This window comes from Eubacterium sp. BL-380-WT-2B (assembly GCF_009696115.1).
Classification (GTDB): Bacteria; Bacillota; Clostridia; order Eubacteriales; family Eubacteriaceae; genus Eubacterium; species Eubacterium callanderi.
On the sequence record NZ_VUMP01000007.1, the window covers coordinates 115,276 to 139,583 of the forward strand.

The following is a 24,308-nucleotide window of genomic DNA, read 5'->3' on the forward strand; positions in this document are numbered from 1 at the left end:
ATTTAATGTTTAGGAGGACGTATCAATGAAAAAATTATTAGCGCTTATTTTAGCGTTTGTATGTGTAATATCCCTTGCTGCCTGTGGCGGCAAAACAGATAACAATGATAAAACCGACACACAGGTGACATCGGATTCAAAACAAACACCGGAGCCTACACAAAAGGCAGTTTCCGAGCCGCTGAACCCCACCCCCGGCTCTGTAACTATTGGTGATGTTACACTGACAGCAGAACTTGTCAATCTTGATGAGCCGATGCAGGTTTCAAGCCAATCAAAACCGTGTATGGCGGTATCAGGCGATACCGTTTATATCGGAAACGGCGATAAAATTATCAAAAAATATACGCTTGCAGACAATGCCCTGACCTTAGAAAAAGAAATGAATATTTCCAATTCAAACGGGATTGCCGTTGACGGAAAAGGTCAGCTCTATGCAGACGGAGGCGTGTTCGCAGCGAAAATATATGACGGCGAAGGAAATCAGATAGGCGAAGCGGTAGAAAGCGGAAATATCAGTGTTTCGCAGACAGAGGATTTTGCTTTGACCTATTTTACGGGACGTGACGCTATCACAAAAATTTCCGGGGGTACAGCAACACCGTGGGTAATTTCCGGACTCAGATCAAGCGACCCCGCGCAGATAAAAGGGCCGTTCACCAAAGTCGCAGCAATTGAGGTGGTAGGAAATCATGCGCTTGTGGCAGGTTCAATCGAAAATGAACAGAAACTTGTTGCGTTTGATACTGCCGGAAACGAAATAGCAAGAAGCAGCGAGAAATTATTTGGTAATGGTATCAGCGCTATGACGGAAACGGAAAACGGATATATGACCGCCTCTGTTTCCACAATCCATCTTATCAAAAACGACGGAACTTTTATTGGAAAAAGCGATTCAACAAAATCACTGTTCGGTGTAGAAGAGGCTGTTTGGCTGAAAAAATTCGTTCCTATGGAAGACGGTTCTGTGCTGGCGCTTTGCGGCGCAAAAAGAGCAGATGACACTGCCGAGGCACTATTATACAGAATCAAGGGATTTTGATGCGGAGGTGAAGCAATATGAAGAAAATTGCGGCGATTTTGGCTTTGTTTGCTTTGTTAGTGAATACTACTGCTTTTGCAGAGCCTGATGTATTAAAATCATCGGACGGAGATTATGAATATACTGCTGCCGGCGTTATAACGTCATATTACGGCGGAGAAAATGTTGTTGTACCTACTGAAATTGACGGAACAAAAATCAAGGAAATTGGCGTAATGGCGTTTTTCGACATTGGAATTTCTTCAGTATATATAGAAGAAGGAATTGAGGAAATCAATACAAACGCTTTTGAGGGCTGCACTGCCGCATATGTCGATATTCCCGCAAGCGTGACTTCCATAGGCGAACATGCCTTTGCAAACTGCTCCGAACTTTCAGTGGTTACGTTAAACTCAGAACAGGTTCAATTTGATTATGATGTGTTTATAGGCACGGGTTATATACGGTTCGATATTCCGTGTGCGGTAAGTGAAGACGTTATGCGAGAAAAAATATCCAATGCGAAAGGCGACAATAATTTCGACTTTGGAAAAATTCATTCCTCGCTTGTGGAAAGTATGACCGAAAAGGATATTTTCGGTGAAAATATGATTTACTGCGAAGATTGCGGCTTTAAGGGAAGCAAGTACTTAGAGGACGTTTCTCTGCCGTTTGAAGACGTGAATAATGATGCGTGGTACTATCCGTATGTACAGACGGCATATAGTTTCGGAATCATAAATGGAAAAAGTCAAACTGTTTTTGATCCCGACGCTGGTCTTACCTGTGCGGAGACGGCCAAAATTGCGGCGTGTATTCACGCCTATAACAGCGGATTAGAAACGGAATTTCAAGGTTATGGCGAGCATTGGTATGATGTTTACGTAGATTACTGCTATTATAACAATATCATAGACGATCACATTTCCTTTGACTGGGATAAAAATGCAACGAGAGCGGAAATGGCATATATGTTCTCTCGTTGTGATACCGAGCCTTATGAAATCAATCCCGATGTTCCGCTGACAGATATTCCCGATGTATATGATACAACAGCTTTTGCATATGAAATTCTTGATCTCTATCGCAGGGGAATTGCGGTAGGAAGTGACGAATATATGACCTTTTATCCGAATGCACAGGTAAAACGCAGCGAAGCGGCGGCGTTTATTGCAAGAATTTTATGTAATGATATGCGGATTGGGTTGTCAAAAGGTTAAGAACATGGTGAAACTTGTGAAGTTTATTTCAATCATTACTATTTTTGCAAATCTGTTTGGGTGCAAAGCGCCGAAGCCGGATATTCTGGACGGCCCGGGTATGGTATATGTTGATGGTGATTATCGTACCGAATACGCAAATACCCTGCCGTTTGATGAATATGAGGGGTATCCGTTTTGGGCTGTTGTGTACTTAAGTGAGGAGAAAAACACTCAATATTATATTGACAAGCTGTTTTCGGGTCTATCCGAAGAAAGCAAGAAAAAAATAAAGCAGTATGATTTTGGCGGGAATAAAATGTATCTTATTATTCCGAGATATGCCGATGAAACCGAAATCAGCAAAATTGGCGATGCGGAAAACAGCTTGCAATTTTATGACGGTACGCCGTTTGTATTAAAATGCGGCGCAGATGTAAAGATTTGCATATACACTCACGGCGGACACGAATTTACGCCGCAAACAGATGAAAACGGTAAACTGATATGCACAGAAGATGTATGGGATATAACAGAGTATAAACAATAATTTTGAAAGGGAGTATTATATATGGGATTATTAAAGGCGGGAATAGGCGCGGCAGGCGGTGTGCTTGCCGATTCGTGGAGAGACTACTTCTATTGTGAGAGTTTGGACGCTGACGTTCTTGTGGCAAAAGGCGAAAAGAGAGCCGGAGACAGAAGCTCAAACAAAAAAGGAACGGATAATATTATTTCAAATGGTTCGATTATCAATGTCAACGATGGGCAGTGTATGATGATTGTGGAAAGCGGAAAGGTGGTTGATATCTGTGCGGAACCGGGCGAGTTCGTTTACGATACCGGAACGGAGCCCAGCATTTTCTATGGAAACCTGAGCGAGAACATCAAAAAAAGCTTTGGCGAGGTCGGAAAGCGTTTTACCTTCGGTGGCGAGCCGGGAAAAGACCAAAGAGTCTATTTTTTCAATACAAAAGAGATTATAGGCAATAAATACGGAACCCCTTCACCGGTGCCTTTTCGTGTTGTAGACAATAATATAGGTCTTGATGTAGATATTGCAATCCGCTGTCACGGCGAGTATTCCTACAAAATTACAAATCCTTTGCTGTTTTACACAAACGTGTGCGGCAATGTTGACGAAATGTATCTACGGGAAACCATTGACAGCCAATTGAAAACGGAGTTACTCACAGCGCTTCAGCCGGCATTTGCAAAAATTTCGGATATGGGAATCCGATACAGTTCGCTTCCGGCGCACACAATGGAAATCGGCGATGCGTTAAACGACGTTCTTTCCGCAAAATGGAGAGATTTAAGAGGCATTGAAATTGTTGTGTTCGGTGTTTCCTCCGTAAACGCTTCGGAAGAAGACGAAAAAATGATTAAAGAAATTCAAAGAAACGCGGCATTCCGCAATCCGACAATGGCGGCGGCGCATATGGTGGGTGCGCAGGCTCAAGCTATGCAGGATGCGGCGAAAAACGAGGGCGGCATGGGCGCTATGGGCGGATTTTTCGGCATGAATATGGCGCAGAATGCAGGTGGTGCCAATGCGGCTAATCTCTTTGCTATGGGACAACAGCAGCAACAGCAACCTCAGCAGGTGGCACCTTCCGGCTGGAGTTGTGAATGTGGTCAGGGCGGCAATATGGGTAAATTCTGTATGAATTGCGGAAAACCACAGCCGTCAGCAGATGGCTGGACGTGTTCTTGCGGTACACTTAACAAAGGTAAGTTCTGCCAAAACTGCGGAAGTTCCAAGCCTGCGGGCACACCTTTGTACAAGTGCGATAAGTGTGGTTGGGAACCGGAAGATCCAGCAAATCCACCGAAATTCTGTCCAGAATGTGGTGATGTGTTTGATGAGAATGATAAGCAATAAAATTTTCGTAAAAGACAATATTTGAATAGAAAGATAAAAGGGATAATATTGCTTGTGACGGAATGATAGGCCTCCGAAACGGAAGCCGCGGAAAATGCGAATGTTGCAGCAACGCTCTATAATCCAAATAGCTTATTTCAAACAATCAATATTAGTGTATGATATAATCAGCAGAAAAATTGAAAATTATTGGTTAAGCTATATTCGGGTTATACAGAGAAATAGCACAAAACATCTATATGGAAAGGCGCGGAGCTTTTGAAAAAGCTTCTGCGCCTTTTTGCATTTTTTGAAAATCGAGGTTGTAAAATTTGCAATTTCTCTGTTACCTATATGAGAGGGAAAAGAAACACCTACTTTCGCAATGAAAGGAGGTGAGAAAATGACAGATAAGGACAATAAACGTATCTCCAATCAGTTTGGCTGCTTTTGTTCAAGGGTGCTGAAAAATGAAGCGCATAATATCCACTCGGAATATGCAAAGCAGCGTGAACACGAAACATCTCTTACAGAACTTTCAAGCGATGAATTGTTGGAATTGTCGGCAAATGATACCTATTTTGCAGATGAACACATTTTCAAAGTGCTTGATAAAGAAATCGTTGTTGTCGGAAACGAATTAGCGAAAGCTCTGATGAAACTACCCCCTGAAAAATTAGAGATTATTTTGCTTTCGTATTTTATGGATATGACCGACGCAGAGATAGGTCGAACACTCAATGCGATACAGCAAACGATATGTAAGAGACGGACAAGCACTTTGAAGCTGCTGCGAGATTACTTGGAAAAGGAGGGTATTCAATGGGACGACATATAAAAGCCTCAGACATACCGGTAACTGTAATTACTGCGACAATGAATGCGGAGCCTTCTGCAATCGCGTATATTTTGCAGCACTATCGTAATTACATACGAAAGCTGGCAACACGGATATTGAAAGACGAATACGGTAACGAATATCTTTATGTTGACTCAGATATGGAAAACCGTCTGAAATCAAAACTGATATTCAGCATAATTTCCGATTTCAAAATTTTGCCCGCTTAAACTTATTGGAGCACATTCCCTCTCTGTGCTCCGCCCTTTTATTTGTCATTCCGTCAAAACGCATTTTCAAAGTGTGCTTTGACAGGCTGATAAATGCCGATTGTTCCTTGACAACGCCCCTTTGGGCTGCATAGGCAAACAAACACATTCCGTCCGTGCCGAGCTTTACGGAAAATGCGCGACGATACCTTTTAAGGCGGAGCGATAACCATTTTTACCGTAGTTGCAGATGTGGCAGTCTGCAAGCAATGACGCGCGGGCGCAATAATGATACTCCCGCCTTGAACGCTTCACAGCATTGGGCGGCTGGACGAGAACCGTGCAGGGGTGCAATTCCCGTGGAGCGCAGCCGGCGCCGTTTGGATTTGCTAAAAAATTAGGAATTTATGCTATGAGGTAAATTGCTATGGATAGTAAAACAAATAATATAAAAGAAGAAAAAAACAATGCTGAATTTGCAAAGCCCACAACCTACGATTTTGACAAAAATTCTTTTGTTGTGGAGCCTGTTTTTAAGGAACAGGCAAAGGAAACTTTGGGAACGGTTTTAATTCGATTGATAAAGTCGGATAAATAAATTTGAAGAATTATCATTTAACGGGCTGACAGTTTGGATAAAAGGCGGTATAATATAAGTATGCTGATTATTGACTGTCGGTGAAAGGAGGACGTATGAGACAGTCAAGCAATAAAAAAAGAGAGGTTACGGCCTCGTTATATCTACGGCTTTCTCGTGATGATAATTTAGACGGTGAAAGTTACAGTATCGGAAATCAGAAAAAGCTGCTCACGGCGGTTGCTAAGGAAAAGGGATATACAAACTTATTGATTTATATTGACGACGGTATTTCCGGCGTTACTATGAACAGACCTGATTATATCAGAATGATAGAAGATTTTGAAAACAATAAATCATCTGCATTGTTTGTAAAAGACCTTTCCCGTATCGGCAGGAATTATATTGAGGTCGGCAAACTGACCGAAGAATTTCTACCCGAACACGATATAAGGCTTGTTGCCGTTTCGGATAACATTGACACGCAGGAGGGTGAAAACGAGCTTGCTCCGATAAAAAATCTTTTTAATGAATGGTATGCGCGTGATATTTCCAAAAAGCGCCGTATCAGCAACAAGATTAAAGGAAATGCAGGCGAGCCTATGGGTATGCCGCCGTATGGATATATGAAAAATCCTGACGGAAGCAAAAGCTGGGTTGTTGATGAAGAAGCGGCAAATGTTGTAAGACGGATTTTTGATATGACATTAGAGGGCGTCGGTACACATCAGATTGCGGATATTCTTGCAAGCGAAAATGTACTGATACCGACAAGCTATTGGATAAGCAAGGGCATTGGTCGTCCGGGAAGTAAAACGGCTTTAAGCTGTGAATGGAAAAGCTCAACGATTGTATCAATACTTTCCAAACAGGAATATTGCGGTGATGTTCTGAACTTCAAAACCTATTCAAAGTCATACAAAAACAAAAAGCGTTATGCTAATGACCGTGAAAATTGGGTGATATTCAAAGATGTTCACGAACCAATCATTGACCGCGCTGTTTGGGAAACGATACAGGAACGCCGAAGCAGAAAAACGCGCAAGAAGCAAAAAGCCGACGGCGAGAAAAATATGTTTTCGGGATTGCTTGTATGTGCGGATTGCGGCAGTAATCTATGGTATCACTTCAATCAGGCAAACCACGATATACAATACTTCAACTGTTCGGGATATAACAAGGGTAATCGGAAAATCTGTAATTCTACCCATTACATACGGGTTGACTTTTTGGAAAAGGTTGTACTTGGTGAAATCAGAAGGCTGACAAAACTTGCAACGCAGTATGAAAGTGAATTTGCTAAAATTGTTATGGGACATTCCATAAAAGCCGCCGAACAGGAACGGCAGCTAAAACAAAAGGAATTAAATTCACTCACTGCAAGGGATAAGGAACTTGATAATCTGTTTGAACATCTGTATGAGGATAATGTCTGCGGCAAGATTAGTGATGATAGATTTGCAAAAATGTCTGTCAAATACGAGTCGGAGCAAAAAGAAGTTTCCTCACGCATTAAGGAATTGCAAACGGAGCTTGAAAGCGAAAAAAGCAAGGCCGTAACAAGCGATATGTTTATGGCGTCCGTCCGTAAATACACGCGGGCAAGAAAGCTGACGCCGAGAATGTTAAACGAACTGATTGAAAAAATCGAAGTACACCAATCCGAAAAGATTGACGGTAAAACCGTTCAAAGGCTTACCATTCATTATAACTGTATAGGCGCGATTGAAATACCCGACCTTGACAAGTTACCCGAAAACAATGTATCGGTACATACAAGGCAGGGCGTAGATGTTCATTATGCCGCCTGTGCAAGCTGAGGGAGTGAGCCTGTGAGCAAGAAAAAGCAGAAAGTTGTTTGCTATATGCGGGTTGCTACCCGTGAACAGCTAAACGACAGAGAACAGGAATTAAGGCAGTTTGCAAAGAAACACGATTATGAAATTACTGATTTTGTAATCGAACAGCGAAGCGGTTTAGCCGCTTACAGTGAAACGCTAAACGGGCTTTTGCAAAATCAATCTGTAAGAAATATTTTAATGCCAAACATAAGCGGTCTTTCAAGAAACATATCCGTACTGCAAGGGATTTTGAGAACCGCCGAAAAAAACAATAAAAATATCATCAGCACAGACGGAAGCTGTGAAAGCTACCCGATATACTGATGATTTAGACAATAAAAAACCGAGCGCTTGCCAGAACCGTTCAAGTTCTGTAAGAACACTCGGTATGGTGCGAGGAAAGGGACTTGAATTATTACAGCCGCATTTTTATGCATTTACATTTTTTAAATATACACTCATGACCTAGAAAACTGTGGAGATTTCGTAAATGCTATACACTCATGTTTCATATTTAAAAAACGTCTAAGGGGTCAATTAAGGGGTCAAGATTTTTCATGTGCGCTAAACTGAGCACATTATCTATATTTAAGTTATTATTAAGACTGGATGACTAACGAGCTTCTGTGAAAGGTCTGTGAACTTCGTTATGCCACACCCCCGTCAATAAAAAATACAGTTTTTAATTTCTTCTGGAGACCGGTGGGTGGGGACGACAAAAAAGAACACTCCTCGCGCGCATGAGAGAAGTTCAGGTTTTTTCAGGTTTTTATATTTTATCTTAGGGTTTCTTAGGTAGAGGATCAACATGATTCAAAGCCCTTCCCCCTGCCTATTTAAACACGCTCCAAAGGCTACAGGCTGCAACTTTTCAGGTTGCAAGGTTGCACACTCTTTTGTTGTAGTACTCCAAAAGTAACGTTGTAGTACTCCGCAACGTTACCGAACGTTTTGCAACGCTGCGTTCGGATAAAATCAAGGTTTCAGGCGGTCTAAGGGTGCATACAAGGCGGTATTCGTCGGTTTTGTAAATGCACACTTTTTCGGTATTTGTCGTTTTGTAAAATACTCTATAACGTTACCAAACCTCAACATTTCTCAACATACAGATTATAACGTTAGCAAATGTTAGCATCTGCCTTATTGCACTTTGACGTTAACATTCGTTAACACTTTATATCGTTTTAACCTTAACATTTCTTAACATCTTGTGTATCTGAACCTCAGCATTTCTCAGCAATCTATTTTAGCCCCGGACAATTTTGTCCTCTCTCCTCTACAGTGTGCCTCTTTTTTAAGGCCTCCGAAATCTCAGGATAGAAACACTCCTTTTTTAGGGGCTTACAAATCTGACAATATCGTCCCCTTTTTTGATCCTGTAAAATCGGCAAACCCCAACATTAAAAGCACATTCTTTGAACATGGCACTGTGGGCGGCATCCCCTCCCCACCGGGCAGGTTTCACCCCAGCGGCATAGGGCTATTTTTCTTTTCGTCAGCCGCTATAGTGTACGAGGTGGAAATCCTACAAATATAAGGCTTTGGTTACGCACGTACGAAAGCGCGGCCCCTTTTTGGGTGTCAGAAATGTCAGGATGGCTTTATGATCAATAAAAAAATATTCTGATGGCCGCTCTATTGGAAACACCACACCCGCCCAGTCGCAGTTTTAAAATAATCAGCGGTAGAGGACAGGGGGGGGCTTTTAATATTTCATTTTAGGGGTTTTTTGTGTGTGTCTGGGGTGCGTGGTCATACGGCCTCTATTGCTCAAATATAACGGTATACCGGGGGATATAGAAAAAGGCCACGGTATTATACCGCAGCCAATTAGCATTTACTTTTCTTGATTAAATTTTAAGTGACATGTCAGGCCCTCTTTAATGATTCCTGTAATTGAGCTAATTTTTCATCGGCTTCAACAACCATTGCGTCAAGTATTTCTGTTTTTATCCCTGCGCTATGATAGCCACATTTAACTTTCCATAAGTCATCTTTGCCGTTTAGATCTCTTCCAAAATAATCCTGAGTCAAATCATCCGCTAACACACGGATACGCTCTGTTAAAATTTGAATCGCTAAAACAAAATCGCTAATATCTATCATTTCTTTTTTCACTTTTCCTTTACCTCTTGCCTGCGCCTGCCCATCGTGATATAATCATAGTACCTTTCTAGGGGGCTCAGGCCCTTTCTGTATTTTGGCTTACTGTTGGTAGCGGTAAGCCTTTTTTATTTCCTGCCAGATGTCCCGCCGGCAGCTCCGGGGTCAAGGTCTATGTCATCGCCTTGTTTTCGCTCGACGCTTTTCTTACGATAGAACTCCGTCCAGAGATTCAGGACGAAATTCGTACCGAACGGACGACGTTTTTCGTCGAGCGTTTGAAGCGTCCTCTTTTCGGACGGCTGAACGGTGTCCCCATTTCGGACGGCGTTGTTTTAACAATCTTCATCTTCATACATTTCTCTTAGCCCTGCCACTGCTTCGTCAATGTCTTCCGCAAGGCTTTCAAGCTGTGTGATCAGTTCTTCGTAATCATCCGCATGACTCAATACTGAGTGAATCTCGGATGATAACTTACAAATATAATCTTCTGCCCAGGTCATCGCTGGTTACCTCCTTTCAGAATGTCACGTAAAACTAATAATTTATCTATGTGTGATTCTAGTACATCATCCATAGACCATGGGTACGCCTTTTTCTTTATCTCTTCTTCTGAGCTATTCCATATTCTATTGATCTCTTCTTTTGCATCTTTTATGTCCTGCTCAATAACTGTTAACGCTGCATTTACTCTTTTTTGAATTATCATTTTTAAGTCTCCTTTCAATCGGGAGCACTTGGAGCACATTTTTTCTATTCTGCGCTATATATTACGTAATATAAGATATTATATAAAAATGTGCAATGGGTTAGAAAAAGCTGCTCCTTCTGCTCCTGCTTATTCATTTTTAAGTTGAAGTCCTACAATATAACGGATTCCATGAGACATTCTATCTGTGTCAAACCCTTTATCTCTCAGGCATTTATAGAAAGCCCGGTTACTCATGTATTCACAGCCTTCTTCTGCTGTCCATACAGAAAAAGCGTTGTGTACCTGCTCCCGTTGCTGCTCTAAACCTGCTCCCAAAGTGCACCTTTCAGAAATAAAACGGGCAATCGGGTCAGAATCTAAGCGATATTGCTCAACCGCTCTAACAGAATTTGGGCTTTCATGTATTTTTCTGCTCCCGTGGGTGCACATGACGTGCAGTGCCTGCACCGCTACACTGATAAAAATATACACCTCTTTTTGTAGCTTTTTCTTCAACTCCGGGATATATTCCCCTTTTTTATCAATGCTTAAAATCATCATCCGGCGGTAAAAAGCATTTGAGCCTTCATCTCTGTTAAGTGGGATATTGTTGGTTGAAAACAGCAGCTTTGCGTAGGAGTTAAAAAACAAAATGCTGCCGCCTTTGTATTCCCCCTTGATCTGATCCTCTCCGGTCGCTTGCTTTAAAACACTGGTATCGGTCAGTGCCTTTCTGGGAATTTCTGAACAAGCATTAAGAAGTTTTCCCATGAGCTGGATCGTGGCAAACTTACCGTCAGTCATATTGAGTGTTTGCAGCGGGAGAAATGATACATTCTCCTGCCCGATGGCATCAATCGTTAGATTTACGATGGTAGACTTTCCTGTGCCGCCGGGGCCGTAGAGGATCATAAATTTCTGTAAATAGGTGCAGCGTGTCATACAGTAACCAGCATACTGGAAGAACATCAGCCGGTCTTCCTCGTCCGGTATGGTGGTTTTAAAGAAGCGTTCAAGGGTGCTGCCGGGATATTTTCCCGTTAAATCGCGGGTATCCGGACAGTTATGCGGTATCTGATTAACAGCGTAGTATTCGGGCTTATGCGGGTGCTTTTCAAGCGTTTCAACGTCCAGCATGCAGTCTTTAAAATTGATCCAGTGCTCCGGGTACTGGTTAATGTCATGGATCGTTCGCTGTATATGGCGGTCGGATAAAACAAACTGGTAAATATTATTAATATGCCGGATATTGCAGATATAGGTCGGTATCAACTCCCCAATAAAAGACTTGAGCAAAACACCCTTTTCATCATTCAAGTAAACACCATCCTTGTAAATCCACGGCTTACCTGATATCACAATAATATGATGTGTCTCAAGAACAGCTGTTTTAACATTTTCGTCAATCGGTTTCGAGGGCAGCCCCGTCTTTTCGTTAACCGTGTAGAGCTGTAACGATGAGCAGTCAATCTTTTTATGCGTCTCCGGCTCGTCTGCCGTCTCAAAGGCGATCGCCTCAGCCTCTAACTGTTTAAGTCCCTCACTCGCTTTCTGATAGCCAAATTTTGCGATATAATCGCTGATGTCCGCTCTTTCGGGTATCTCCGCCCAGACTCTCCTGAGTTCAAGAACCTTGACGCTTTTGGCTACCTTGCTTAAGGCGATCGCGGCGTTCTGGGCATAGGCATACCCGGCTTTGTCATTATCTGGTATGATATAAACATCACGGCCCTTGAGCGGGTTTATGTATGTGGTATCACCCCATTTGGTGCTGGCGCCGTTCGGTGTCGTGGTGGCCGTAAAGCAGTAAGCGCGCAAAGTCTCAACGTCTTTTTCGCCCTCTACCAGATACACCGGCTTGTCCGGCGGCGTTTCGGTAATCGCCTTAAGGTTGTAGAGGGGCATTTTCAGCTTGTCAACGCCGTCCCCTAGCCCTTTAATCCATTCTCCAGAGCTATCGAGTCGATGCCATGTAAACCCCTTTCTCTGGCCCTGCCAGCGCTCTTTTTTGGCAAGCACGTTGCCTTTTTCATCGGTATAATAATAAACCGGATAGTCTGTCTCCGTTTTGGGCTGTTCCACAAATAAATCCTTCATGGTCAAGTCCATTGCCTCTACAATCTCCCCGGTATCGCAGCCCGCGAAACAGTTTAACAATATACGCCCATCCGTGCCGACACCAACCGAAAGGCTCTGATGCTGATCCATGTGAGCCGGACACCGGGCAATGTATTGATTCGGACCGGCTCCTGGCTTTACCCCCTCTAATCTGCTTAAAATATCATTGATTGTCATGGAGCGCAGCCACACTTACCCTTCCTGAATCCAATTTTCAGCATCGTCATAGGCATGTGTTGAAACCCAGCTTTCAAATTCCTGTATCGGGACAACAATTTTCTTCCCCAGTCTGATTTTTGGGAAGTCTGCACGGTTGACCAGCTCATAAGCCTTTGGAGCACTAACCCCTAAAGCAACGGCCATTTCCGGGACAGAATACGTTAATTTGCGCGGCTTTATTTTTTCTGCCATCTGCATTACCTCCTAATCTTCTAATAGTTCTGTGACATCTACGTCAAGGGCTTTGGCAATTTTACCCACAGTTGCGGGCCTGGTTCCTTCCCTCTGGCAGGCTCGTCTAATCGTTGGATACTTAAGACCTGCCTTTTCTGCCAGTGTCATTTTGTCAATGCACTGCTTAGCCATCAGAATATCAAGTTTCTGCTGATTAATTTTCAAATGATTACCTCCTTTTTCAAATCATATATGATACTTTATGAGTTTAATTATAGATCATATATGACCATAAATCAAACATTTTTTTAAAAACATTTCATTTATGATCTATTTTATGATACAATGACCAAAAAGGAGCGAACGATAAAATGAGTTTAAATGAAAATATAAGACTGTATAGAAAGCGCTTGAATTTAACTCAAGAACAGCTAGCAAAAAAAGCAAACGTATCTTTAATCACTGTTAGAAGATACGAAAAAGGAAGCACAAATCCAACAATGGAAACTCTTGAAAAGATCGCAGAAGCTCTAGGGGTGACAAGTGCTGATCTTCTTGATCTTTCTCCTGCTGTCGACTTTTCAAAATTATTAAAAGAGTGCCGCTTAAAAAAGGGCCTAAACTATGAAGAATGCGCAAAATTATTAGAGTGTGATGTAGAATGGGTTAAAGCTGCTGAATCCGGTGAATATCCTTTGAATCGCTTAACTATGATAGCTTTGAAAGATTTATTAGATATTCCCATGGCACAAGTATACGCTTCAAAAAAAGAAGATGTACCTTATTTTGAAAGTTTACTTAAATACACAAATTCTGAATATGCTTTATCTGAACTTGAATTATCCTTATTAGTTAATTTTGATTCTTTAAACGAAAAAGGCCAACAAAAAGCCGTTGAAAACATAGCGGATTTAACAAAAATAGCCGAATATCGAAAGAAAGACGATGACCTAAAATAACCATCTCAAAATCAAAGCTATAAGTAGCAGTGTACAGTATTGTGCGCTGGTCAATGCTTATGTGTCAGACTTATACGACAAAATCGGCAAATAACTTTCAGACAATCACGTCCAAAAGGGTATCGTGTTTTGCTACCCCGCTGGTGAATGTTTTGTTTTATCACGTATGAAAGGGGGCTTTATTTCACAGCTACCCATTAAACGCTCCATATTGCCCCTCAGACAGGAGAAAATACTTTTTAGGTAAAGAACCACTTTATTGATGTCAACAAATCATAAACAGAATAAAAAACCCGCCTGATTGTATTCAGACGGGTGGATGTGCTATAATCAACCGTGCAGGGATACCTTGCGGCACCGGTACGGTAAATTGTGCCCCAGAGATGGGGTGATGCTTATGGACAGTAACCAGTTAATTCTGATTCTGGCGTTAATCGCTTTTATCCTTGAATGCATCAAAAAAGACAAATAACCGTCCAGCCCTAAGAAAACTTTGACGGTTATTCGTTAATGAAGTATTGGGGCTACCGTGCCCGGTGTCCCTGTTTCTTTTTATATTATAGCACATTCAAGCTTAAAAACAAAGAAAAAATGGAAGGCAAGATACGCCAATGTGTTACATTTTTTAAGAAAGGGTGTGCTTATATATGCCACGAAAAAAAGATACTCGAAACGCTCAGGGCTCCGGCAACATAAGACAGCGGCCTGACGGGCGTTGGGAGGCCCGTTATACTGTTGGCCGTGATCCGGGAACTGGAAAGCAGATCAGAAAGTCTGTGTATGGTAAAACACAGGCAGAGGTCAGAAAGAAGTTAAATGCTGTAACGGCTGCCCTCGATAACGGAACATATACAGAACCGTCAAAGCTTAAGGTTTCTGACTGGCTGGGCATCTGGCTTGATGAATATACCATTAATCTTAAGCCTCTTACCTTAAAATCCTACCGTACACAGATTAATAACCACATTGCGCCTGCTTTGGGCAATATGAAATTAACGGCCCTTAAACCGCACCAGATACAAGCGTTTTATAACCGAATCTCTGAGCATTACTCGGCCAAAACTGTTAAAAACATTCACGGCGTACTTCATAAAGGGCTAAAGCAAGCCCTTGAGCTGGGCTATATCGCCTCTAATCCCGCCGATGTGTGTAAGCTGCCTAAAGTTGTTAAGGCTGAGATTAAACCGCTGGATAAAACACAGATACCCGCTTTTCTTGAGGCAATCAAAGGCCACCCCTTTGAAGCACTGTTCACTGTGGATTTATTTACTGGACTGCGAGAATCTGAAATCATCGGCTTAACCTGGGATTGTGTGGACTTTGACGCAGGCACCATTTATGTTTATCGGCAATACCAAAAACTTAAAGGCGGCTGCCAGTTTACCACTTTGAAAAACGGGAAAACACGTCTGATTAAGCCCAGCACCTTTGTCATGGATATTCTTAAGTCTGTGCGAACAAAGCAGGCCGAAAACAGACTTAAAGCTGGTTCTGCGTGGGAGAATGCACTGGACTTCGTCTTTACTAACGAGCTTGGCGGATTTATCCGGCATGGTACCCTGTCAACACACTTTAAAAAGATCGCCGTAAAGGCTGGCATGCCTGACTTGCGGTTTCACGATCTGCGGCACTCTTTCGCCGTGTTATCGCTGCAAATTGGCGATGACATAAAAACCGTACAAGAGAACCTTGGCCATCACTCAGCGGCTTTCACACTGGATACTTACGCTCACGTAACCGAAACCATGAGAAAAGAAAGCTCAGAACGCATGAATCAATTTATAAATACCCTCTAAAATACCCCTAAAAAATCTGTAAGGGGTCAATTAAGGGGTCAAATGAATACTCAAAAAATAAAAGAAGCCCTGAAACCTTGATTTCATGGGCTTTTTTACTTTTTATAAAATGGTGCGAGGAAAGGGACTTGAATTATTACAGCCGCATTTTTATGCATTTACATTTTTTAAATATACACTCATGACCTAGAAAACTGTGGAGATTTCGTAAATGCTATACACTCATGTTTCATATTTAAAAAACGTCTAAGGGGTCAATTAAGGGGTCAAGATTTTTCATGTGCGCTAAACTGAGCACATTATCTATATTTAAGTTATTATTAAGACTGGATGACTAACGAGCTTCTGTGAAAGGTCTGTGAACTTCGTTATGCCACACCCCCGTCAATAAAAAATACAGTTTTTAATTTCTTCTGGAGACCGGTGGGTGGGGACGACAAAAAAGAACACTCCTCGCGCGCATGAGAGAAGTTCAGGTTTTTTCAGGTTTTTATATTTTATCTTAGGGTTTCTTAGGTAGAGGATCAACATGATTCAAAGCCCTTCCCCCTGCCTATTTAAACACGCTCCAAAGGCTACAGGCTGCAACTTTTCAGGTTGCAAGGTTGCACACTCTTTTGTTGTAGTACTCCAAAAGTAACGTTGTAGTACTCCGCAACGTTACCGAACGTTTTGCAACGCTGCGTTCGGATAAAATCAAGGTTTCAGGCGGTCTAAGGGTGCATACAAGGCGGTATTCGTCGGTTTTGTAAATGCACACTTTTTCGGTATTTGTCGTTTTGTAAAATACTCTATAACGTTACCAAACCTCAACATTTCTCAACATACAGATTATAACGTTAGCAAATGTTAGCATCTGCCTTATTGCACTTTGACGTTAACATTCGTTAACACTTTATATCGTTTTAACCTTAACATTTCTTAACATCTTGTGTATCTGAACCTCAGCATTTCTCAGCAATCTATTTTAGCCCCGGACAATTTTGTCCTCTCTCCTCTACAGTGTGCCTCTTTTTTAAGGCCTCCGAAATCTCAGGATAGAAACACTCCTTTTTTAGGGGCTTACAAATCTGACAATATCGTCCCCTTTTTTGATCCTGTAAAATCGGCAAACCCCAACATTAAAAGCACATTCTTTGAACATGGCACTGTGGGCGGCATCCCCTCCCCACCGGGCAGGTTTCACCCCAGCGGCATAGGGCTATTTTTCTTTTCGTCAGCCGCTATAGTGTACGAGGTGGAAATCCTACAAATATAAGGCTTTGGTTACGCACGTACGAAAGCGCGGCCCCTTTTTGGGTGTCAGAAATGTCAGGATGGCTTTATGATCAATAAAAAAATATTCTGATGGCCGCTCTATTGGAAACACCACACCCGCCCAGTCGCAGTTTTAAAATAATCAGCGGTAGAGGACAGGGGGGGGCTTTTAATATTTCATTTTAGGGGTTTTTTGTGTGTGTCTGGGGTGCGTGGTCATACGGCCTCTATTGCTCAAATATAACGGTATACCGGGGGATATAGAAAAAGGCCACGGTATTATACCGCAGCCAATTAGCATTTACTTTTCTTGATTAAATTTTAAGTGACATGTCAGGCCCTCTTTAATGATTCCTGTAATTGAGCTAATTTTTCATCGGCTTCAACAACCATTGCGTCAAGTATTTCTGTTTTTATCCCTGCGCTATGATAGCCACATTTAACTTTCCATAAGTCATCTTTGCCGTTTAGATCTCTTCCAAAATAATCCTGAGTCAAATCATCCGCTAACACACGGATACGCTCTGTTAAAATTTGAATCGCTAAAACAAAATCGCTAATATCTATCATTTCTTTTTTCACTTTTCCTTTACCTCTTGCCTGCGCCTGCCCATCGTGATATAATCATAGTACCTTTCTAGGGGGCTCAGGCCCTTTCTGTATTTTGGCTTACTGTTGGTAGCGGTAAGCCTTTTTTATTTCCTGCCAGATGTCCCGCCGGCAGCTCCGGGGTCAAGGTCTATGTCATCGCCTTGTTTTCGCTCGACGCTTTTCTTACGATAGAACTCCGTCCAGAGATTCAGGACGAAATTCGTACCGAACGGACGACGTTTTTCGTCGAGCGTTTGAAGCGTCCTCTTTTCGGACGGCTGAACGGTGTCCCCATTTCGGACGGCGTTGTTTTAACAATCTTCATCTTCATACATTTCTCTTAGCCCTGCCACTGCTTCGTCAATGTCTTCCGCAAGGCTTTCAAGCTGTGTGATCAGTTCTTCGTAATCATCCGCATGACTCAATACTGAGTGAATCTCGGATGATAACTTACAAATATAATCTTCTGCCCAGGTCATCGCTGGTTACCTCCTTTCAGAATGTCACGTAAAACTAATAATTTATCTATGTGTGATTCTAGTACATCATCCATAGACCATGGGTACGCCTTTTTCTTTATCTCTTCTTCTGAGCTATTCCATATTCTATTGATCTCTTCTTTTGCATCTTTTATGTCCTGCTCAATAACTGTTAACGCTGCATTTACTCTTTTTTGAATTATCATTTTTAAGTCTCCTTTCAATCGGGAGCACTTGGAGCACATTTTTTCTATTCTGCGCTATATATTACGTAATATAAGATATTATATAAAAATGTGCAATGGGTTAGAAAAAGCTGCTCCTTCTGCTCCTGCTTATTCATTTTTAAGTTGAAGTCCTACAATATAACGGATTCCATGAGACATTCTATCTGTGTCAAACCCTTTATCTCTCAGGCATTTATAGAAAGCCCGGTTACTCATGTATTCACAGCCTTCTTCTGCTGTCCATACAGAAAAAGCGTTGTGTACCTGCTCCCGTTGCTGCTCTAAACCTGCTCCCAAAGTGCACCTTTCAGAAATAAAACGGGCAATCGGGTCAGAATCTAAGCGATATTGCTCAACCGCTCTAACAGAATTTGGGCTTTCATGTATTTTTCTGCTCCCGTGGGTGCACATGACGTGCAGTGCCTGCACCGCTACACTGATAAAAATATACACCTCTTTTTGTAGCTTTTTCTTCAACTCCGGGATATATTCCCCTTTTTTATCAATGCTTAAAATCATCATCCGGCGGTAAAAAGCATTTGAGCCTTCATCTCTGTTAAGTGGGATATTGTTGGTTGAAAACAGCAGCTTTGCGTAGGAGTTAAAAAACAAAATGCTGCCGCCTTTGTATTCCCCCTTGATCTGATCCTCTCCGGTCGCTTGCTTTAAAACACTGGTATCGGTCAGTGCCTTTCTGGGAATTTCTGAACAAGCATTAAGAAGTTTTCCCATGAGCTGGATCGTGGCAAACTTACCGTCAGTCATATTGAGTGTTTGCAGCGGGAGAAATGATACATTCTCCTGCCCGATGGCATCAATCGTTAGATTTACGATGGTAGACTTTCCTGTGCCGCCGGGGCCGTAGAGGATCATAAATTTCTGTAAATAGGTGCAGCGTGTCATACAGTAACCAGCATACTGGAAGAACATCAGCCGGTCTTCCTCGTCCGGTATGGTGGTTTTAAAGAAGCGTTCAAGGGTGCTGCCGGGATATTTTCCCGTTAAATCGCGGGTATCCGGACAGTTATGCGGTATCTGATTAACAGCGTAGTATTCGGGCTTATGCGGGTGCTTTTCAAGCGTTTCAACGTCCAGCATGCAGTCTTTAAAATTGATCCAGTGCTCCGGGTACTGGTTAATGTCATGGATCGTTCGCTGTATATGGCGGTCGGATAAAACAAACTGGTAAATATTATTAATATGCCGGATATTGCAGATATAGGTCGGTATCAACTCCCCAATAAAAGACTTGAGCAAAACACCCTTTTCATCATTCAAGTAAACACCATCCTTGTAAATCCACGGCTTACCTGATATCACAATAATATGATGTGTCTCAAGAACAGCTGTTTTAACATTTTCGTCAATCGGTTTCGAGGGCAGCCCCGTCTTTTCGTTAACCGTGTAGAGCTGTAACGATGAGCAGTCAATCTTTTTATGCGTCTCCGGCTCGTCTGCCGTCTCAAAGGCGATCGCCTCAGCCTCTAACTGTTTAAGTCCCTCACTCGCTTTCTGATAGCCAAATTTTGCGATATAATCGCTGATGTCCGCTCTTTCGGGTATCTCCGCCCAGACTCTCCTGAGTTCAAGAACCTTGACGCTTTTGGCTACCTTGCTTAAGGCGATCGCGGCGTTCTGGGCATAGGCATACCCGGCTTTGTCATTATCTGGTATGATATAAACATCACGGCCCTTGAGCGGGTTTATGTATGTGGTATCACCCCATTTGGTGCTGGCGCCGTTCGGTGTCGTGGTGGCCGTAAAGCAGTAAGCGCGCAAAGTCTCAACGTCTTTTTCGCCCTCTACCAGATACACCGGCTTGTCCGGCGGCGTTTCGGTAATCGCCTTAAGGTTGTAGAGGGGCATTTTCAGCTTGTCAACGCCGTCCCCTAGCCCTTTAATCCATTCTCCAGAGCTATCGAGTCGATGCCATGTAAACCCCTTTCTCTGGCCCTGCCAGCGCTCTTTTTTGGCAAGCACGTTGCCTTTTTCATCGGTATAATAATAAACCGGATAGTCTGTCTCCGTTTTGGGCTGTTCCACAAATAAATCCTTCATGGTCAAGTCCATTGCCTCTACAATCTCCCCGGTATCGCAGCCCGCGAAACAGTTTAACAATATACGCCCATCCGTGCCGACACCAACCGAAAGGCTCTGATGCTGATCCATGTGAGCCGGACACCGGGCAATGTATTGATTCGGACCGGCTCCTGGCTTTACCCCCTCTAATCTGCTTAAAATATCATTGATTGTCATGGAGCGCAGCCACACTTACCCTTCCTGAATCCAATTTTCAGCATCGTCATAGGCATGTGTTGAAACCCAGCTTTCAAATTCCTGTATCGGGACAACAATTTTCTTCCCCAGTCTGATTTTTGGGAAGTCTGCACGGTTGACCAGCTCATAAGCCTTTGGAGCACTAACCCCTAAAGCAACGGCCATTTCCGGGACAGAATACGTTAATTTGCGCGGCTTTATTTTTTCTGCCATCTGCATTACCTCCTAATCTTCTAATAGTTCTGTGACATCTACGTCAAGGGCTTTGGCAATTTTACCCACAGTTGCGGGCCTGGTTCCTTCCCTCTGGCAGGCTCGTCTAATCGTTGGATACTTAAGACCTGCCTTTTCTGCCAGTGTCATTTTGTCAATGCACTGCTTAGCCATCAGAATATCAAGTTTCTGCTGATTAATTTTCAAATGATTACCTCCTTTTTCAAATCATATATGATACTTTATGAGTTTAATTATAGATCATATATGACCATAAATCAAACATTTTTTTAAAAACATTTCATTTATGATCTATTTTATGATACAATGACCAAAAAGGAGCGAACGATAAAATGAGTTTAAATGAAAATATAAGACTGTATAGAAAGCGCTTGAATTTAACTCAAGAACAGCTAGCAAAAAAAGCAAACGTATCTTTAATCACTGTTAGAAGATACGAAAAAGGAAGCACAAATCCAACAATGGAAACTCTTGAAAAGATCGCAGAAGCTCTAGGGGTGACAAGTGCTGATCTTCTTGATCTTTCTCCTGCTGTCGACTTTTCAAAATTATTAAAAGAGTGCCGCTTAAAAAAGGGCCTAAACTATGAAGAATGCGCAAAATTATTAGAGTGTGATGTAGAATGGGTTAAAGCTGCTGAATCCGGTGAATATCCTTTGAATCGCTTAACTATGATAGCTTTGAAAGATTTATTAGATATTCCCATGGCACAAGTATACGCTTCAAAAAAAGAAGATGTACCTTATTTTGAAAGTTTACTTAAATACACAAATTCTGAATATGCTTTATCTGAACTTGAATTATCCTTATTAGTTAATTTTGATTCTTTAAACGAAAAAGGCCAACAAAAAGCCGTTGAAAACATAGCGGATTTAACAAAAATAGCCGAATATCGAAAGAAAGACGATGACCTAAAATAACCATCTCAAAATCAAAGCTATAAGTAGCAGTGTACAGTATTGTGCGCTGGTCAATGCTTATGTGTCAGACTTATACGACAAAATCGGCAAATAACTTTCAGACAATCACGTCCAAAAGGGTATCGTGTTTTGCTACCCCGCTGGTGAATGTTTTGTTTTATCACGTATGAAAGGGGGCTTTATTTCACAGCTACCCATTAAACGCTCCATATTGCCCCTCAGACAGGAGAAAATACTTTTTAGGTAAAGAACCACTTTATTGATGTCAACAAATCATAAACAGAATAAAAAACCCGCCTGATTGTATTCAGACGGGTGGATGTGCTATAATCAACCGTGCAGGGATACCTTGCGGCACCGGTACGGTAAATTGTGCCCCAGAGATGGGGTGATGCTTATGGACAGTAACCAGTTAATTCTGATTCTGGCGTTAATCGCTTTTATCCTTGAATGCATCAAAAAAGACAAATAACCGTCCAGCCCTAAGAAAACTTTGACGGTTATTCGTTAATGAAGTATTGGGGCTACCGTGCCCGGTGTCCCTGTTTCTTTTTATATTATAGCACATTCAAGCTTAAAAACAAAGAAAAAATGGAAGGCAAGATACGCCAATGTGTTACATTTTTTAAGAAAGGGTGTGCTTATATATGCCACGAAAAAAAGATACTCGAAACGCTCAGGGCTCCGGCAACATAAGACAGCGGCCTGACGGGCGTTGGGAGGCCCGTTATACTGTTGGCCGTGATCCGGGAACTGGAAAGCAGATCAGAAAGTCTGTGTATGGTAAAACACAGGCAGAGGTCAGAAAGAAGTTAAATGCTGTAACGGCTGCCCTCGATAACGGAACATATACAGAACCGTCAAAGCTTAAGGTTTCTGACTGGCTGGGCATCTGGCTTGATGAATATACCATTAATCTTAAGCCTCTTACCTTAAAATCCTACCGTACACAGATTAATAACCACATTGCGCCTGCTTTGGGCAATATGAAATTAACGGCCCTTAAACCGCACCAGATACAAGCGTTTTATAACCGAATCTCTGAGCATTACTCGGCCAAAACTGTTAAAAACATTCACGGCGTACTTCATAAAGGGCTAAAGCAAGCCCTTGAGCTGGGCTATATCGCCTCTAATCCCGCCGATGTGTGTAAGCTGCCTAAAGTTGTTAAGGCTGAGATTAAACCGCTGGATAAAACACAGATACCCGCTTTTCTTGAGGCAATCAAAGGCCACCCCTTTGAAGCACTGTTCACTGTGGATTTATTTACTGGACTGCGAGAATCTGAAATCATCGGCTTAACCTGGGATTGTGTGGACTTTGACGCAGGCACCATTTATGTTTATCGGCAATACCAAAAACTTAAAGGCGGCTGCCAGTTTACCACTTTGAAAAACGGGAAAACACGTCTGATTAAGCCCAGCACCTTTGTCATGGATATTCTTAAGTCTGTGCGAACAAAGCAGGCCGAAAACAGACTTAAAGCTGGTTCTGCGTGGGAGAATGCACTGGACTTCGTCTTTACTAACGAGCTTGGCGGATTTATCCGGCATGGTACCCTGTCAACACACTTTAAAAAGATCGCCGTAAAGGCTGGCATGCCTGACTTGCGGTTTCACGATCTGCGGCACTCTTTCGCCGTGTTATCGCTGCAAATTGGCGATGACATAAAAACCGTACAAGAGAACCTTGGCCATCACTCAGCGGCTTTCACACTGGATACTTACGCTCACGTAACCGAAACCATGAGAAAAGAAAGCTCAGAACGCATGAATCAATTTATAAATACCCTCTAAAATACCCCTAAAAAATCTGTAAGGGGTCAATTAAGGGGTCAAATGAATACTCAAAAAATAAAAGAAGCCCTGAAACCTTGATTTCATGGGCTTTTTTACTTTTTATAAAATGGTGCGAGGAAAGGGACTTGAACCCTCACTGGAGATAAGTTCCAACAGGCCCCTCAAACCTGCGCGTCTGCCAATTCCGCCATCCTCGCATAAATGCGGGCCGATTGTATCACCAGCCCGTGACCTTATTTATTATAAACGGTCTTAGCTCATAATGCAAGCATTTTTTAATTTTTCTTTCATATAAAAATCAAGGCTGTTTTTGAGGTCAGCCAGCGTGCCGTTATTATAGAGGATGGTGTCTGCCAGCGCAATCTTTTTTTCGTCAGGCATCTGGATCTCAATTTTCTTTTTTGCCAGACTTTCGTCCACGCCGTCCCGCTCCATAATGCGTTTAAGCCTTGTCTGGGCGTCGGTCACCACCAGCAGGACCTCGTCCACCTCCTCGCGCTGGCCGGCCTCGATGAGCAGCGGGCAGTCGTAGATGACGAGCGGCTTCCCGCCGCGTTTCAGCCTTTCCAGGCTCGCGTGGTACAGCTCCTTGATGGCCGGGTGCAGGATAGCGTTCAGCCGGTCCCTCACCACGCTGTCGCCGCAGATGAGCTCACCCATACGGCTGCGGTTCAGACTGCCGTCGGGCAGGAGAACCTCACGTCCAAAGGCGGCCTCGATCTGGCGCATGCCGGGGCTCCCCGGCAGCACAGCCTCTCTGGAGAGCAGATCGGCGTCGATGACGGGCAGTTTGTAGTCCTCCCTGAAAATGGTGGAGACCGTCGATTTTCCCGAGGCGATGCCCCCGGTTAATCCGATAATTTGCATTGGTTTGCTCCTTTCAGAAAGCGGGCCCGTATCGCGGCGATATGGGCC

26 protein-coding genes and 1 tRNA gene are annotated in these 24,308 nt (G+C 42.7%); 13 read left to right on the top strand and 14 right to left on the bottom strand.

The window, feature by feature from the left end; all coding sequences use genetic code 11:
• Positions 1 to 25 precede the first annotated feature (25 nt).
• From FYJ53_RS14975 to FYJ53_RS15010, 9 genes are all read left to right on the top strand, one after another.
• Positions 26 to 1,042 (top strand): hypothetical protein, encoded by a 1,017-nt coding sequence (locus FYJ53_RS14975; RefSeq protein ID WP_154557446.1) that lies wholly within the window; start codon positions 26 to 28, stop codon positions 1,040 to 1,042.
• 17 nt (positions 1,043 to 1,059) lie between these two features.
• Positions 1,060 to 2,241: a leucine-rich repeat protein gene (locus FYJ53_RS14980; protein ID WP_154557447.1), complete on the top strand. Its 1,182-nt coding sequence runs from the start codon at positions 1,060 to 1,062 to the stop codon at positions 2,239 to 2,241.
• A 4-nt stretch (positions 2,242 to 2,245) separates the two neighbouring features.
• Positions 2,246 to 2,770: a hypothetical protein gene (locus FYJ53_RS14985; RefSeq protein WP_154557448.1), complete on the top strand. Its 525-nt coding sequence runs from the start codon at positions 2,246 to 2,248 to the stop codon at positions 2,768 to 2,770.
• Positions 2,771 to 2,791: 21 nt separating this feature from the next.
• Positions 2,792 to 4,105, top strand: a complete 1,314-nt coding sequence (locus FYJ53_RS14990) for an SPFH domain-containing protein (RefSeq protein WP_154557449.1) — start codon at positions 2,792 to 2,794, stop codon at positions 4,103 to 4,105.
• Between the two features lie 382 nt (positions 4,106 to 4,487).
• The gene (locus tag FYJ53_RS14995) at positions 4,488 to 4,922 is read left to right on the top strand and encodes an RNA polymerase sigma factor (RefSeq protein ID WP_154557450.1); all 435 of its coding nucleotides are present in this window, start codon (positions 4,488 to 4,490) and stop codon (positions 4,920 to 4,922) included.
• Entirely contained in the window at positions 4,907 to 5,152 is a 246-nt protein-coding gene (locus FYJ53_RS15000; RefSeq protein WP_154557451.1) for a helix-turn-helix domain-containing protein, read from the top strand. Before FYJ53_RS14995 ends, FYJ53_RS15000 begins: the two co-directional genes overlap by 16 nt.
• A 406-nt stretch (positions 5,153 to 5,558) precedes the next feature.
• Positions 5,559 to 5,729, top strand: a complete 171-nt coding sequence (locus tag FYJ53_RS21190) for a hypothetical protein (protein ID WP_195840258.1) — start codon at positions 5,559 to 5,561, stop codon at positions 5,727 to 5,729.
• A gap of 95 nt (positions 5,730 to 5,824) precedes the next feature.
• Positions 5,825 to 7,528, top strand: coding sequence for a recombinase family protein (locus tag FYJ53_RS15005; protein WP_154557452.1), 1,704 nt, complete (start codon positions 5,825 to 5,827; stop codon positions 7,526 to 7,528).
• Positions 7,529 to 7,540: 12 nt separating this feature from the next.
• Positions 7,541 to 7,873, top strand: coding sequence for a recombinase family protein (locus FYJ53_RS15010; RefSeq protein ID WP_154557453.1), 333 nt, complete (start codon positions 7,541 to 7,543; stop codon positions 7,871 to 7,873).
• A gap of 1,545 nt (positions 7,874 to 9,418) precedes the next feature.
• Here the strand turns inward: FYJ53_RS15010 and FYJ53_RS15015 are convergent.
• The 6 genes from FYJ53_RS15015 to FYJ53_RS15040 all read right to left on the bottom strand — a co-directional run bounded on the left by FYJ53_RS15015 (position 9,419) and on the right by FYJ53_RS15040 (position 13,079).
• On the bottom strand, positions 9,419 to 9,667 hold the full coding sequence (locus FYJ53_RS15015; RefSeq protein WP_154557454.1) for a hypothetical protein: 249 nt from the start codon (positions 9,665 to 9,667) through the stop codon (positions 9,419 to 9,421).
• Positions 9,668 to 9,987: 320 nt separating this feature from the next.
• Complete coding sequence (locus FYJ53_RS15020; RefSeq protein ID WP_154557455.1) at positions 9,988 to 10,155, bottom strand: hypothetical protein; 168 nt, start codon at positions 10,153 to 10,155, stop codon at positions 9,988 to 9,990.
• Entirely contained in the window at positions 10,152 to 10,361 is a 210-nt protein-coding gene (locus FYJ53_RS15025) for a hypothetical protein (RefSeq protein WP_154557456.1), read from the bottom strand. Before FYJ53_RS15025 ends, FYJ53_RS15020 begins: the two co-directional genes overlap by 4 nt.
• 129 nt (positions 10,362 to 10,490) lie before the next feature.
• Positions 10,491 to 12,551 (bottom strand): phage/plasmid primase, P4 family, encoded by a 2,061-nt coding sequence (locus tag FYJ53_RS15030; RefSeq protein WP_195840259.1) that lies wholly within the window; start codon positions 12,549 to 12,551, stop codon positions 10,491 to 10,493.
• Between the two features lie 102 nt (positions 12,552 to 12,653).
• On the bottom strand, positions 12,654 to 12,872 hold the full coding sequence (locus FYJ53_RS15035) for a helix-turn-helix domain-containing protein (protein ID WP_148427513.1): 219 nt from the start codon (positions 12,870 to 12,872) through the stop codon (positions 12,654 to 12,656).
• 12 nt (positions 12,873 to 12,884) lie between these two features.
• Positions 12,885 to 13,079 (bottom strand): helix-turn-helix transcriptional regulator, encoded by a 195-nt coding sequence (locus FYJ53_RS15040; RefSeq protein ID WP_154557459.1) that lies wholly within the window; start codon positions 13,077 to 13,079, stop codon positions 12,885 to 12,887.
• 146 nt (positions 13,080 to 13,225) lie between these two features.
• Between FYJ53_RS15040 and FYJ53_RS15045 the strand changes: the two genes are divergently transcribed.
• Together FYJ53_RS15045 and FYJ53_RS15050 are read left to right on the top strand one after the other, a co-directional pair.
• Positions 13,226 to 13,813 (top strand): helix-turn-helix transcriptional regulator, encoded by a 588-nt coding sequence (locus FYJ53_RS15045; RefSeq protein WP_154557460.1) that lies wholly within the window; start codon positions 13,226 to 13,228, stop codon positions 13,811 to 13,813.
• Between the two features lie 647 nt (positions 13,814 to 14,460).
• The gene (locus tag FYJ53_RS15050; RefSeq protein ID WP_154557461.1) at positions 14,461 to 15,609 is read left to right on the top strand and encodes a tyrosine-type recombinase/integrase; all 1,149 of its coding nucleotides are present in this window, start codon (positions 14,461 to 14,463) and stop codon (positions 15,607 to 15,609) included.
• Between the two features lie 1,590 nt (positions 15,610 to 17,199).
• Here the strand turns inward: FYJ53_RS15050 and FYJ53_RS15055 are convergent.
• The 6 genes from FYJ53_RS15055 to FYJ53_RS15080 all read right to left on the bottom strand — a co-directional run bounded on the left by FYJ53_RS15055 (position 17,200) and on the right by FYJ53_RS15080 (position 20,860).
• The gene (locus FYJ53_RS15055) at positions 17,200 to 17,448 is read right to left on the bottom strand and encodes a hypothetical protein (protein ID WP_154557454.1); all 249 of its coding nucleotides are present in this window, start codon (positions 17,446 to 17,448) and stop codon (positions 17,200 to 17,202) included.
• A 320-nt stretch (positions 17,449 to 17,768) separates the two neighbouring features.
• Positions 17,769 to 17,936 carry a hypothetical protein gene (locus FYJ53_RS15060; protein ID WP_154557455.1) on the bottom strand — a complete coding sequence of 56 codons (168 nt, stop codon included), beginning with the start codon at positions 17,934 to 17,936 and terminating at the stop codon, positions 17,769 to 17,771.
• Complete coding sequence (locus FYJ53_RS15065; RefSeq protein ID WP_154557456.1) at positions 17,933 to 18,142, bottom strand: hypothetical protein; 210 nt, start codon at positions 18,140 to 18,142, stop codon at positions 17,933 to 17,935. The genes FYJ53_RS15060 and FYJ53_RS15065 overlap by 4 nt, the downstream gene beginning before the upstream one ends.
• A gap of 129 nt (positions 18,143 to 18,271) precedes the next feature.
• Positions 18,272 to 20,332 (bottom strand): phage/plasmid primase, P4 family, encoded by a 2,061-nt coding sequence (locus FYJ53_RS15070; RefSeq protein WP_195840259.1) that lies wholly within the window; start codon positions 20,330 to 20,332, stop codon positions 18,272 to 18,274.
• A gap of 102 nt (positions 20,333 to 20,434) precedes the next feature.
• Positions 20,435 to 20,653, bottom strand: a complete 219-nt coding sequence (locus FYJ53_RS15075) for a helix-turn-helix domain-containing protein (RefSeq protein ID WP_148427513.1) — start codon at positions 20,651 to 20,653, stop codon at positions 20,435 to 20,437.
• A gap of 12 nt (positions 20,654 to 20,665) precedes the next feature.
• Positions 20,666 to 20,860, bottom strand: coding sequence for a helix-turn-helix transcriptional regulator (locus FYJ53_RS15080; RefSeq protein ID WP_154557459.1), 195 nt, complete (start codon positions 20,858 to 20,860; stop codon positions 20,666 to 20,668).
• A 146-nt stretch (positions 20,861 to 21,006) separates the two neighbouring features.
• Here FYJ53_RS15080 and FYJ53_RS15085 point away from each other — a divergent pair, with 146 nt between their 5' ends.
• On the top strand, positions 21,007 to 21,594 hold the full coding sequence (locus tag FYJ53_RS15085) for a helix-turn-helix transcriptional regulator (protein ID WP_154557460.1): 588 nt from the start codon (positions 21,007 to 21,009) through the stop codon (positions 21,592 to 21,594).
• A gap of 647 nt (positions 21,595 to 22,241) precedes the next feature.
• Positions 22,242 to 23,390, top strand: a complete 1,149-nt coding sequence (locus FYJ53_RS15090; RefSeq protein ID WP_154557461.1) for a tyrosine-type recombinase/integrase — start codon at positions 22,242 to 22,244, stop codon at positions 23,388 to 23,390.
• A gap of 110 nt (positions 23,391 to 23,500) precedes the next feature.
• Here the strand turns inward: FYJ53_RS15090 and FYJ53_RS15095 are convergent.
• A tRNA-Leu gene (locus tag FYJ53_RS15095) sits at positions 23,501 to 23,590 on the bottom strand.
• A 55-nt stretch (positions 23,591 to 23,645) separates the two neighbouring features.
• On the bottom strand, positions 23,646 to 24,260 hold the full coding sequence (gene coaE, locus FYJ53_RS15100; RefSeq protein ID WP_148427505.1) for a dephospho-CoA kinase: 615 nt from the start codon (positions 24,258 to 24,260) through the stop codon (positions 23,646 to 23,648).
• Positions 24,261 to 24,308 lie beyond the last annotated feature (48 nt).